Annotated in this window: 8 protein-coding genes and 1 pseudogene; 5 read left to right on the top strand and 4 right to left on the bottom strand. The window is 49.2% G+C overall.

The features are described from left to right. Window positions 1-32 precede the first annotated feature (32 nt). From ACYVUT_RS09830 to ACYVUT_RS09820, 3 genes are all read right to left on the bottom strand, one after another. Window positions 33-950, bottom strand: coding sequence for a LysR substrate-binding domain-containing protein (locus ACYVUT_RS09830; protein WP_439774859.1), 918 nt, complete (start codon window positions 948-950; stop codon window positions 33-35). Between the two features lie 97 nt (window positions 951-1,047). Then, window positions 1,048-2,208 carry a MalY/PatB family protein gene (locus ACYVUT_RS09825; protein WP_484500754.1) on the bottom strand — a complete coding sequence of 387 codons (1,161 nt, stop codon included), beginning with the start codon at window positions 2,206-2,208 and terminating at the stop codon, window positions 1,048-1,050. An 8-nt stretch (window positions 2,209-2,216) separates the two neighbouring features. Further along, entirely contained in the window at window positions 2,217-2,762 is a 546-nt protein-coding gene (locus tag ACYVUT_RS09820; RefSeq protein ID WP_484498908.1) for an NAD(P)H-dependent oxidoreductase, read from the bottom strand. A 288-nt stretch (window positions 2,763-3,050) separates the two neighbouring features. On the opposite strand from ACYVUT_RS09820, the gene ACYVUT_RS09815 reads away from it, so the two are divergent. The 5 genes and pseudogenes from ACYVUT_RS09815 to ACYVUT_RS09795 all read left to right on the top strand — a co-directional run bounded on the left by ACYVUT_RS09815 (window position 3,051) and on the right by ACYVUT_RS09795 (window position 7,265). Then, entirely contained in the window at window positions 3,051-3,893 is an 843-nt protein-coding gene (locus ACYVUT_RS09815; protein WP_439775692.1) for a DUF3737 family protein, read from the top strand. Between the two features lie 30 nt (window positions 3,894-3,923). Beyond that, a complete protein-coding gene (locus ACYVUT_RS09810; protein WP_439775691.1) occupies window positions 3,924-4,964 on the top strand; it encodes a zinc-binding dehydrogenase in 1,041 nt (346 codons plus the stop codon). 32 nt (window positions 4,965-4,996) lie between these two features. Further along, entirely contained in the window at window positions 4,997-5,257 is a 261-nt protein-coding gene (locus ACYVUT_RS09805) for a hypothetical protein (protein WP_439775690.1), read from the top strand. A 78-nt stretch (window positions 5,258-5,335) separates the two neighbouring features. Further along, window positions 5,336-5,839, top strand: a pseudogene (locus tag ACYVUT_RS09800) (transposase); the annotation flags it as partial. Window positions 5,840-5,885: 46 nt separating this feature from the next. Beyond that, window positions 5,886-7,265 carry an IS3 family transposase gene (locus ACYVUT_RS09795; RefSeq protein WP_484499678.1) on the top strand — a complete coding sequence of 460 codons (1,380 nt, stop codon included), beginning with the start codon at window positions 5,886-5,888 and terminating at the stop codon, window positions 7,263-7,265. A gap of 80 nt (window positions 7,266-7,345) precedes the next feature. Here ACYVUT_RS09795 and ACYVUT_RS09790 read toward each other — a convergent pair whose 3' ends face one another. Beyond that, window positions 7,346-12,472 carry a mucin-binding protein gene (locus ACYVUT_RS09790; RefSeq protein WP_484501967.1) on the bottom strand — a complete coding sequence of 1,709 codons (5,127 nt, stop codon included), beginning with the start codon at window positions 12,470-12,472 and terminating at the stop codon, window positions 7,346-7,348. Window positions 12,473-12,574 lie beyond the last annotated feature (102 nt).

The following is a 12,574-nucleotide window of genomic DNA, read 5'->3' as shown; positions in this document are numbered from 1 at the left end:
CGCTTTAAGCTGGGACTTATTCCAAAAGGTAATCATTTACCCAGGACGATTTCAATGAAGCGGCGGATGTGTTTGGGCGGGCGCTGCTGGTCGTCTAAGAGATGAGGGTTTACCACTAGATTGAGGTAGAGGGGCAGATCTTCTTTAAGGGGGATGATGACCGTGTCCTTGGCCTGGTAGTATTCGGCCTGCTTTCTGGGCAAAATGGCGGTGCCAGCGTCAGCTTGGACCATGGAGACCAGGTTTTCAATCCGGTTGGCGGTAAAAACTACGTTAGGGTACTTGTTCAGATCCGTTTGGTCATGATTTTCATAATAGTTGGCAAACCACTGGCTAAGCAAGCGGTATTCCGGGCTGGTCATGGGTGTGGACAAGAGGGGTTCGTCTTCGAGTTCGGCTAGACTGATTTGATCTTGGCTGGCTAAAGGCGAAGCGGCTGGGCACATGGCGACCAGATCTTCTTTTAAAATGTTGCAGCTGGCGGGAGATTTTTTAGCCGGGGCGGTTTCTCTGACGAAGACCAGGTCGACCTTGTCCTGGTCAAAGCGGGTGTTGATCTCTTCCGCGGCCAGCTCCTGGACATTGCATCTAAGGCGCGGCATGGCAATCATGGCTTGTTTGATGAGGCGTAAGAGGCCGTACTCGATCATGACGGCAGTTGAGCCGATGTTGATCTCGATCTTTTCGTTGGCTTGATTTTCCTTGAGGGCAGTCAAGAGCCACTGGTTGGCGTCCAAGATTCCGTGCCCATAGCGGACGACCAGGAGGCCGGCTTCGGTTAGTTCAAAGTTCCGCCCCTTGCGCCGGACCAATTGGCAGCCCAGGTCCTTTTCCAGACTTTGGATGTGCTTGGTCAAAGTAGACTGGGAAATGTAGAGGGCGTCGGCCGCCTTTTGGTAATTTTTGACTTGAGAGAGGGTGATAAACTGTTGCAGGTATTCGATTCGCATCTCTGAGCTCCTTTCTTTTGACCTACTTTAGCAAAAAAAGGAAAAGATTCTTTTAAACTGCATGAAAAAAGCGCTCGTTTGAGCGCTTTTTTCAGGATTATTCAGTAAAGAACTTCTGCAGGCGGCTTGCCGCGTCCTTGACTTGGGCGAGCGGGCAGGCCAGGCTGATTCTGATGAACTTATTGCCGTTGCCCCCATAAACGGTGCCAGGGTTGACGATCAAGCCCGTCTTTTCCCGCAGCTGCTGGGCAAATTCAGCGCTGTCGTCAGTGACGGAGCTGACGTCGACCCAGACCAGGTAGGTTGAATTCTCAGAAGCCAGCTTGATCTGGGGTAGATTTTTCTTCAAAAAGTCAGCCAGGTAGTTCCGGTTCTTCAAAACATAATCTTTGAGCTGATGGACCCAGGCATTGCCCTTGGTGTAGGCCGCGATAGTTGCCGGGATAGCCAGGAGGTTGGGTTCAGCAACGTCGTATTTGTTGACGGCGCGGACGAAGCGCTCGCGCAAGATTGGGTCGGACACGATCGCCGTAGCGGCGTGCAGGCCGGCCAGGTTGAAGGTTTTGCTTGGCGAAACCAGGGTGATGGCGTTCTTGATCAGCTTTTCATCCAGGGAGAAAACCGGCGTGTAGTCATCGCCTTCTAGGACCAGGTCCCCGTGAATTTCGTCACTGATGACGATGACGCCGTGCTTTTGCGCCAAAAGCAGGATCTTTTCCAGCTCCTCCTTGCTCCAGACATGGCCAGTTGGGTTGTGGGGATTGCAGAGGATCATCATGGTGGTCAAAGGATCGGCCATTTTTTCCTCAAGGTCGGCCCAGTCAACGGCATAACGAAGCTTGTCCGGGTCATAAGTCATCTGGCTGGCCAGAACCTGCCGGCCGCTGTTGATGATTGAGTTGTAAAAAGTGTTGTAGATCGGCTCCAGCATTAAGACTTTGTCGCCGGTCTGGCTGAAATGGTTGACGCTGGCCGTAATTGCCGGGATCACCCCGGTCATGAAGGTCATCCAGCTGGTTGGGGCGCTGGATGCGTGCTCTTTTGCATACCAGGACTGGACGGCCTTGAAGTATTCTTCAGTTGGGTACTCGTAGCCAAAGACCCCGCTGTCCACCTTTTCGTGCATGGCTTCTATGATCTCCGGGGCGGTCTTGAAGTCCATGTCTGCAATCGTCATCGGCAGCTCGCCGTCTTTGACCTCCCACTTGATGGAGTTGCTGGCCTTGCGGTCAATCATCGTATCAAAATCGTAGTTCATTTTTTCTCCTATTCGTGTGCTGCTAAAAGCGGAATGTTGTCATTTTTTAAATAGTTCACATATTTTTGCGCCTGCTCAGCCAGGTCGCGGTCAGAAATTGATGATGCGCCGGCCGTCACGAAAGGCGTCAAATACTTGGTGCCGATTAAGTTGCTGGTTGCCTGGAAGGGCCGGAGCAGTTCGCTTACCGTGTAGTTGACGGAGCCGCTGTGCTGGTAGTTGTCAGCCGGAGCGCCAGGGGAAACGGCAAGCAAGAGTTCCTTCCCATGCAGCTTGGTCCCGGTTGATCCGTAAGCCCAGCCGTATTCTAAAACCAGGTCTTCCCACTTCTTCAAAAGAGGCGGGCAGCTGTACCAGTACATCGGAAACTGCAGGACGATCCGGTCGCTGGCTTCCATGGCGGCCTGCTCGGCTTGGACGTCGATCTCCCAGTCAGGGTAGAGCCGGTAGAGGTCGCGGACTTCAAAGCCCGCCTCGCTGGCAGCGGCGGCCAGGGCCCGGTTGACCTTGGAAGCGGTCAGATCCGGGTGAAAAAGAAAAATCGTTGTCTTCATAAGTTTGCCTCCTGTCTCTTGTTCAGCTTAGTGCAAGCCGGAAGAAAAAAGCAAGTTTTTTGACCCGGAATGCTATTCTTCGAGGACATACTACCATTTTTAGAAAGCATTTTTCCATTGGCCACCCGCCAGTTATGCTTAAAATGTAAGATATTTGCCCGTGGCTGCAGTACTATTCCAAAGAAGAATAGCGATGTATAACTTTTATCGATTAGTTATAAGAGGCAGATGGAATTATACTAGAGAAAAAGATTGTGACGAAAATTGAATGAGAGGAGATTTCCGGAAATGAAAGAAATCAGCAATGGCTACTATGACGGCGAGCGCCCCCTGTTTGGAACCCGGGACGCGGTGATCAAGGACGTGACTTTTGGCACGGGCGAATCGCCTTTGAAGGAAGGCCGCAACCTGGACTTAGACGGGGTGCTGTTTACCTGGAAGTACCCTCTCTGGTACGACAAGCATGTCAAAGTAAAAGACACGATTTTTGAAACCATGGCCCGGTCAGGGATCTGGTATACCGACGACATTACGATCACCGACAGCAGCATCCAGGCGCCAAAGCAGCTGCGCCGCTGCGACGGGGTAACTTTGGATCACGTGCATTTTTCCAATGCGGAAGAAACCCTGTGGACTTGTAAAAATGTCCGTTTGACCAATCTGACGGTCAACGGGGACTACTTTGGCATGAACAGCGAGAACATCTACATTGACCACCTGGATTTGATCGGCAACTACTGTTTTGACGGGGCAAAGAACGTGGAAGTCCACAATTCCCGCCTGGTTTCTAAAGATGCCTTCTGGAACTGCGATAACGTGACGATTTATGATTCCAGAATCAGCGGGGAGTACCTGGCCTGGAACACCAAGAACATCACCTTGATCAACTGCACGATCGAAAGCGACCAGGGCCTGTGCTACATCGACGGGCTAAAGATGCGGGACTGCCGGACCCGGCGGACCGACCTGGCCTTTGAATACTGCCAGAATATCGATGCCGAAATCACCGGCGACATCATGAGCATCAAGAACCCGGTCAGCGGGAAGATCAAGGTCGGTCACGTAGACGACATCATCCTGGACGACCCGGAGATCGACTTTGACCAGGTTGAAATCGAGACGGCTGATTAAGCGATTTTTTAAAGAAAGGACAAGGTCTTCATGAAGACAGCAGTATTTGCGGAAAAAGGAAAAATGGCTTTGGTTGACGCGCCTAAGCCCAAGCTGGAAAAAGACGATGACGTCATCATCAGAGTAATCCGGGCCTGTGTCTGCGGGTCAGACTTGTGGAACTACCGCGACGTCGACCACGTCGGCGCTGACTCCGCCAACTCGGGCCACGAGGCCATTGGGATCGTGGTGGAAACTGGTTCAGCCATCACCACGGTCAAGCCGGGCGACTTCGTGATCGCGCCGTTCACCCACGGCTGCGGCCAGTGCCCAGCCTGCCGGGCGGGCTTTGACGGGGCCTGCCAGGGGCACACGGACAACTTCAGCGGCGAAAACCAGGCTGAATACATCCGTTTCCAGCACGGGCAATGGGCCCTGGTGAAAATTCCGGGCAAGCCGGAAGACTACAGCGAAGGGATGCTCAAGTCCTTCCTGACTTTGGCTGACGTCATGGCCACTGGCTACCACGCTGCCAGAGTCGCCGGCGTCAAGGAAGGCGACACGGTCGTCGTTATGGGCGACGGGGCAGTTGGCCAATGCGCGATTATTGCCGCCAAGATGCTGGGGGCTAAGCGGATCATTTCCACCAGCCGCCACCCGGACCGGGCCGCTTTGGCCAAGGAATTCGGGGCAACTGACAATGTGGCCGTCCGCGGCGATGAAGCGGTCAAGGCCATCATGGCTTTGACCGGGGGCTTCGGGGCTGACGCAGTTCTGGAATGCGTCGGCACTGAACAGTCAACGGCAACCGCCATGGCTGTCGGCCGTCCAGGCTCAACTGTCGGCCGGGTCGGTCTGCCACACGTGCCTGCTCAGGATATGACCAGTCCGTTTTACAGAAATATCAGCGTGGCTGGTGGTCCGGCTTCGGTAACGACTTATGACAAGGAGGTCCTTCTTGATGCCGTCCTCAAGGGTGAAATCAACCCGGGCAAGGTCTTTACCGGCAGTTTCAGCCTGGATGAAATTGACCAGGCTTACTCAGCCATGGACAAGCGCGAGGTCATCAAGTCCTACGTCATCGTTGATTAATTAGTGTATTTTGCTGTAATCGGGGAATGACAATGAAACGTACTTTGATAATAATAGGGTTTGTTTTGGCGGCCGGAGGCGTTTTTGCTTTTTACCCTGGCCAGCAGACCAGCTCTCTTTCACCAGAGTCTGCTCTAAAGGTTTCGCAGGTCAAGAAATCGTATTCTGCCGCCCAAAAGGCCAAAAAAGTAGTTCCGGTCACGGCGATGAAGGCGTCCAGCTCGAAAAAAGCGGCTGAGCCTTTAAAGAAGACTTATCCTGCCAAGCTGGTTTTTAAAAAGATGGGATACTAGCATATGAAAAAACACCAATTTGCATCAGTCATTGATATGACCCCCGAAATTAGGACACTAATTTCGGGGGTTATTTTCATGACTAAATACACTAAAGAAATCAAACTTGCTATCTACCACGAATGGGTAGACGACCACAGAAGAGGCACCTACCTCAGCCGAAAATATGGGATGTAGCGTGGAAGAATCCAATATTTGGTAGACTTGATCCAAAAGCATGGCGAAGCCATTTTGGATCGCCCTCAACAGAAATATACTGCTGATTTCAAGCTCGCTGCCATTGATAGAATTCTGCTAGGCGGTGAAGCTCTTAGCCAGGTTTCCTTAGACTTAGGGCTTACGAATCAAGGAATTCTTGCAAATTGGCTTCGCTCTTTCAAAGAAAACGGGTATACTGTCATTACCAAGAAGAAAGGTAGACCACCCAAGAATGCCCAAAAGCAAGGACAAACAGCGGATCAAAGAATTGGAAGAGCAGGTAAAGAGGCTTACAGTCGAGCTTGCATACATAAAAAAATTGGAGGCCTTAATTCAAGAACGGAAGAGCCAAGAAAAGAAGAATTAGCTCATGCAATCAATGAATGATATGACCCCCGAAATTAGGACACTAATTTCGGGGGTTATTTTCATGACTAAATACACTAAAGAAATCAAACTCGCTATTTACCACGAATGGGTAGACGATCATAGAAGAGGCACCTACCTCAGCCGAAAATATGGGATGGAGCGCGGAGGAATCCAATATTTGGTAGACTTGATCCAAAAGCATGGCGAAGACATTTTGGATCGCCCACAACAGAAATATACTGCTGATTTCAAGCTTGCTGCCATTGATAGAGTTCTGCTAGGTGGTGAAGCTCTTAGGCAGGTTTCCTTAGACTTAGGGCTTACAAATACAGGAATTCTTGCAAATTGGCTTCGCTCTTTCAAAGAAAACGGGTATACTGTCATTACCAAGAAGAAAGGTAGACCACCCAAGAATGCCCAAAAGCAAGGACAAACAACGGATCAAAGAGCTGGAAGAGCAGGTAAAGAGGCTTACAGTCGAGCTTGCATACATAAAAAAATTGGAGGCCTTAATTCAAGAACGGAAGAGCCAAGAAAAGAAAAATTAGCTCGTGCAATCACTGAATTAAGGCAAGAATTGCGGCTTAGCGTTAAGTACATTATCGACGTTATCAATGCCAACCCTGGATTGCCTCATATCTCAAGAAGTAACTACTACTACCAAATCCATAAGCCTGATAAGGATTCTGGTAACCAGAAGCTGATGGATAGAATCAAAGAGATCTTTCTTGAACACAGCCGACGCTATGGGTACCGGCGAATCTACGGACAGCTTCGCCGGGAAGGCTATGAAATCAACCATAAGAAGGTGCAGAGGCTCATGCAAAAGATGGGCTTATTCGCCATCGCAATCCGCAAGAAACGTAAATACAGCAGCTATTACGGCGTTCAAGGCAAGATCAAGCCAGACTTAATCAAGCGCAATTTTTACGCAATTATTCCAGACAGACATTGGTTTACCGACGTGACTGAATTCCATCTTAAAGATCAAAAGCTCTACCTTTCTCCAATTATCGATGGTTGTACCCAAGAAATCATCTCCTACAACATTTCTAGGCACCCAGACCTTAAGCAAGTGATGACTATGCTAGATGACGCATTTGAGAAGCACCCGGCTCTTAACGGGCTTATTTTCCACTCAGACCGTGGCTGGCAATATCAGCACCAAGCATATCAAGCCGCTCTGGCTAACAGAGGGATCGATCAGAGTATGTCCAGGTTGGGTAATTCTCTTGATGACGGCTTAATGGAGGGCTTCTTCGGCATTCTTAAGCGGGAGATGTTCTACGGCCAAGAACATAAATACAAGGACTTAAATGAGCTTGAACAAGCTATTCACAAATACATCGATTACTACAACAACGTAAGAATCAAGACAGGACGAAAAAACATGACCCCGATTGAATATCGGAATCATGTTTTAACAACCTTAACGGCGTAATACTAAATTGTCCCAATTTTGGGGGTCACATCACACCATTATCGGTACTGCGATTTTTTATCTCGATAATTTTAACCTAACTAATCGTTCTTGCGTTTTTTGCCAGTGAATGCAAAAAGAAGAGTACTAAGCAAAGTCAGAATCATTGCTGCAAGATTGTAGTTAGACTTCTTTTCACCAGTTTGTGGCAAAGTAGTTTCATTACTCTTGCTAGTAGTGACATGTTTATGTTTACTTGGCGTACCACCATGACTAAGCTGCCGGGTAGCAGGCACGTTAGGAGTAGCCGGCTTCGAAGGCACCGTTGGAGTAGTAGGCTCGTTAGGTGTAGTTGGCTTTGAAGGCACCGTTGGAGTGGTAGGCTCGTTAGGTGTGGTTGGCTTCGAAGGCACCGTTGGAGTGGTAGGTTCGTTAGGTGTGGTTGGCTTCGAAGGTACCGTTGGAGTGGTAGGCTCATTCGGTACTACCGGCGTAGTCGGTACATCTGGCGTAGTTGGTGTAGTCGGCACATCCGGTTGAGTAGGTGTAGTCGGCTTATCTGGCGTAGTTGGAGTGGTCGGCACATCCGGCGTAGTAGGTGTAGTAGGCACGTCTGGTGTAGTCGGCGTAGTAGGCACATCCGGTTGAGTAGGTGTAGTCGGTACGTCTGGTGTAGTTGGCGTAGTTGGTACGTCCGGCGTGGTTGGCGTAGTAGGCACGTCTGGAGTAGTTGGTGTAGTCGGCTTATCTGGCGTAGTTGGTACTGCTGTGTAAGGAATGACAACTTGCAAGATAGCACCATCGGTGGTGGTGTCTGCTTCCTTAAGGAGTGCCTCAGCTTGAACGCTACCAACAGTTTCCGCACTGGTTGATGCTAAAGCGCTGACTGCGCCCATGAACTGTTCGTAAATCTTGCTTGCATCGATCTTATAGTTATCGATAGCTGGGTTGCTTACCGCGCTAAAGCCGCCGGAAACCGTCCAGTCGCCGTAAGTCTTTTCGCCAGTGACGTCGTTAGTGTAAACGTCTCTAGTTAAAGTGATAGCACTAGACTTGTAATCACCGCTGATCGAGTACCGGTCACCACCTTCATCAAAGGCCGCATTAAAGATTTCCACAGCAGTAGAATCGGCCCCGATCTTGTCCTCATCAACGTATTTAATTTGCTCGCTAAGAATTTTAGTTTCTTGTGAGACAGAGATGTTCTGCTTATAAGGAACAACAACTTGCAAGATAGCACCATCGGTGATGGCATCGGCTTCCTTAAGGATTGCATCAGTCGAAACACTGCCGACGCTGTCCGCACTAGTTGACGCTAAAGCGCTGGCTGCATCCATGAACTGCTCGTAGATTTTGCTTGAATCGATCTTATAGTTTGCAACGTCCGGGTTGCTTACCGCGCTAAAGCCGCCGGAAACCGTCCAGTCGCCGTAAGTCTTTTCGCCAGTGACGTCATTAGTGTAAACGTCTCTAGTTAAGGTAACCATGCCAGACTTGTAGTCACCACTGATAGAGTACTGGTCACCGTCCTTGCCAAAGGCAGCATTAAAGATTTCCACAGCGGAAGGATCAGTCCCGATCTTGTCCTCATCGACGTACTTGATCTGCTCAGTGAGAGTCTTAGTTTCCTGTGAGACTGAGATGTTTTGCTTATATGGAACAACAACTTGCAGAACAGAACCATCAGTGATGGCATCGGCTTCCTTAAGGATTGCATCAGTCGAAACACTGCCGACGCTGTCCGCACTAGTTGACGCTAAAGCGCTGGCTGCATCCATGAACTGCTCGTAGATTTTGCTTGAATCGATCTTATAGTTTGCAACGTCCGGGTTGCTTACCGCGCTAAAGCCGCCGGAAACCGTCCAGTCGCCGTAAGTCTTTTCGCCAGTGACGTCATTAGTGTAAACGTCTCTAGTTAAGGTAACCATGCCAGACTTGTAGTCACCGCTGATAGAGTACTGGTCACCGTCCTTGCCAAAGGCAGCATTAAAGATTTCCACAGCGGAAGGATCAGTCCCGATCTTGTCTTCATCAACGTACTTGATCTGCTCAGTGAGAGTCTTAGTTTCCTGGGAAACCGAGATGTTCTGCTTATATGGAATGACAACTTGCAAGATAGCACCGTCAGTGATGGTGTCTGCTTCCTTAAGGAGTGCCTCAGCTTGAACGCTACCAACAGTTTCCGCACTGGTTGATGCTAAAGCGCTGACTGCGCCCATGAACTGCTCGTAAATCTTGCTTGCATCGATCTTATAGTTATCGATAGCTGGGTTGTTTACCGCACTAAAGCCGCCGGAAACCGTCCAGTCGCCGTAAGTCTTTTCGCCAGTGACGTCATTAGTGTAAACGTCTCTAGTTAAGGTAACCATGCCAGACTTGTAATCACCGCTGATAGAGTACTGGTCACCACCTTCATCAAAAGCCGCATTAAAGATTTCCACAGCAGAAGAATCTGCCCCGATCTTGTCCTCATCAACGTATTTGATTTGCTCGCTGAGAGTTTTAGTTTCTTGAGAAATTGAGATGTTCTGCTTATATGGAACAACAACTTGCAGGATAGCACCGTCAGTGATGGCATCGGCTTCCTTAAGGATTGCATTAGCCGAAACACTGCCAACAGTTTCCGCACTGATTGATGCTAAAGCGCTGGCTGCGCCAATGAATTGTTCGTAGATTTTGCTTGAATCGATCTTATAGTTTGCAACGTCCGGGTTGCTTACCGCGCTAAAGCCGCCGGAAACCGTCCAGTCGCCGTAAGTCTTTTTACCAGTGACGTCATTAGTATAAACGTCTCTAGTCAAAGTGACAGCACTAGACTTGTAGTCGCCGCTGATAGAGTACTGGTCACCATTGTTGCCAAAAGCCGCATTAAAGATTTCCACAGCAGAAGAATCGGCCCCGATCTTGTCCTCATCGACGTACTTGATCTGTTCACTGAGAGTTTTAGTTTCTTGAGAAATTGAGATGTTCTGCTTATATGGAACAACAACTTGCAGAACAGAACCATCAGTGATGGCATCGGCTTCCTTAAGGATTGCATCAGTCGAAACACTGCCGACGCTGTCCGCACTAGTTGACGCTAAAGCGCTGGCCACGCCCATGAACTGCTCGTAGATCTTGCTTGCATCGATCTTATAGTTATCGATAGCTGGGTTGCTTACCGCGCTAAAGCCGCTGGAAATAGTCCAGTCACCATAGCTTTTTACACCGGTCGCTTCCTCAGTGATCACATCTCTAGTCAAGGTAACCATGCCAGACTTATAGTCGCTGCTGATCGAGTATTGATCACCATTGTTGCCAAAAGCCACGGCAAAAATTTCCTCAGCAGTAGAATCTGCCCCAATCTTGTCTTCATCGACGTACTTGATCTGCTCAGTGATCGTCTTGCTTTCTCTGGTCGTGATCGTGCTGCCGCTGCCGAAGCCGCCAGCATCCCCGTTTCTGTTTAGCGGAACGTTATACGTCCCGGCGCGGCCGTCCTCAAAGTGCATGCTAGTTCCGCTCCCGGCAGAAGGCAGGGTATCTAGTTGGAAAAAGTAAGCCTTGCCCGCGTACTGGGTCAAATCAGTCTGGTCGTAAGTAAAACCATTCTCCTCAGTAGGGATGCTTGAATCATAGCCATTGCTTGTTGTTCTGGTTTGCTTTTTAATCAAGTCTCTTAAATAGTCTTGCAGGTCCGTGACAGTTGGCGTAGAAGTGATGATACTGTAGACGGTCGTGTCCCCGGTAATATTTTTTCCATCGATATAATGAGCTTGAATATCTTCCGGAAGCTCGCTTAACTTCTGGTCTTCGCCAATTCTGACGGTTTGCCCCGCGCTATTAGTGTAGCTGACTAAATCGTCAGGCACTGCAAAAACTTTAAGCGTCGAGTAAAGCGGGATCTGCATCTTGTCAAAATATGATCTGAAGTCCGCGTTTTCCAAACTGGTCTTAGGGTAGTTGAAGTAGTATCCCCACTGGTAGACAGTGTTGTTGGCAACCGCGCTGTCGATAAACTGCTTCACATCGCCGTCGCTGTTGGCCTTCAGCAAGTCCAATTCATGCTCAAGCGAAATATCAGTGGAGTCGCCATCGCTCGCGCCGGGATTATATCTCATTTCATCGGTCAGAGATCTTTCTTCCATGGAAAAACCGTAGAGGATCTCATCGCTTTGGACAAAATCCTTGGCCGGCGTAATCTTGGCGTACAGAACCGGGCCGCTAGTTGTTGAAGAAACTGCTGTGCCGTCGCTAGTAGTAATCACCGGCGTTAAACTGCTGTCTTTTCCTTCGTCACTTAAGCTGGGATTGATTGCCCGGTTGGCTTGGACAGGAATGTAAAAATCCGCGCTAGTAGCGTTGGTGTTTTCAGCCCGGCTTAAAGTGAGGGTGCCGTCACCGTTATTAATTAAGTTCCAAACCGGCTTGCTCTGTTCAAGCAGGGTGGTAGTGCCCGCGTTATAGGAAATGACAAAATCCTTGCTGCTGTTTCTTAAGCCGCCCGCGTTGTCAAAAGAAATCGTAAGCGGGGTGGTATTCTCCGCTAAGCCAGAAATGTTGAAGCGCAGATAGATGTTTTGATTGCCTGGCGTCAAATTCTCAGGCTTGTCCGGGGAACTTTCGATTTTGCCAGCAGGATTAGCGCCTTTGGCATTTTCCGCGCTGTCGTAGACAGTAATATCGTAGTTGACATTGCTTTGCTTACTTTCCTGGGCTTCAGTGTTATTTTGGGAAGTGCTTACCTCGTTTTCCGGGATGCTGCTTTCAGCGGCTGCCGCGCTTTCTTTTGCTGGTTCAGCAGTCTCCTTGTCTGCTGTTTCTGCTGAAGCAGTTTGACTGCTTGTTACATCTGCTTGCTTTTGCTCAGCAGCAGTAGCAGTCTCTTCCCTAGTAGATTCGCTGCTTGTATTTTCTGCAGTTGCCGTGTCTGTGACGGTAGATTCGTTACTAGTACTCTCTTCATTTGTAGCCTCTTCCGCGGCAGCAGTAGCAGTCTCACTGCTAGTATTCTCTGCAGCTGCAGTACTAGAGCTTGTATCTGCCGCGCCGGTGTCACTCGCACTGCTGCTTTGCTGCACGACAGTTTCAGTCGCTTGATCGTCAGCCGCGTGCACCAGTTGCCCGTTACTTACGAAAAAGCTGGTTCCTAACGCAACTGCCGCCAGGCCAAGCGATAATTTACGAAAGCCAAACTTTTCTTTCCCATTTAATTTGGCGTTGAAGTAGGGATCGTGTTTATGGCTCATGATTATCAGTCCTCTATGATTTTATACTAAAACAACTATATATTTATGTAAAAATTTTTATGTATCATTGAAAAACGATACATGCTTAGAAAATTACACTCA

This window comes from Lactobacillus sp. WILCCON 0059, from assembly GCF_057197985.1.
This window is presented reverse-complemented; position numbering and strand designations above follow the sequence as displayed.

Coding starts and splice junctions, on each gene's coding strand:
- ACYVUT_RS09830 (WP_439774859.1), bottom strand. CDS start 950: ATGCGAATCGAATACCTGCAACAGTTTATCACCCTCTCTCAAGTCAAA.
- ACYVUT_RS09825 (WP_484500754.1), bottom strand. CDS start 2,208: ATGAACTACGATTTTGATACGATGATTGACCGCAAGGCCAGCAACTCC.
- ACYVUT_RS09820 (WP_484498908.1), bottom strand. CDS start 2,762: ATGAAGACAACGATTTTTCTTTTTCACCCGGATCTGACCGCTTCCAAG.
- ACYVUT_RS09815 (WP_439775692.1), top strand. CDS start 3,051: ATGAAAGAAATCAGCAATGGCTACTATGACGGCGAGCGCCCCCTGTTT.
- ACYVUT_RS09810 (WP_439775691.1), top strand. CDS start 3,924: ATGAAGACAGCAGTATTTGCGGAAAAAGGAAAAATGGCTTTGGTTGAC.
- ACYVUT_RS09805 (WP_439775690.1), top strand. CDS start 4,997: ATGAAACGTACTTTGATAATAATAGGGTTTGTTTTGGCGGCCGGAGGC.
- ACYVUT_RS09795 (WP_484499678.1), top strand. CDS start 5,886: ATGACTAAATACACTAAAGAAATCAAACTCGCTATTTACCACGAATGG.
- ACYVUT_RS09790 (WP_484501967.1), bottom strand. CDS start 12,472: ATGAGCCATAAACACGATCCCTACTTCAACGCCAAATTAAATGGGAAA.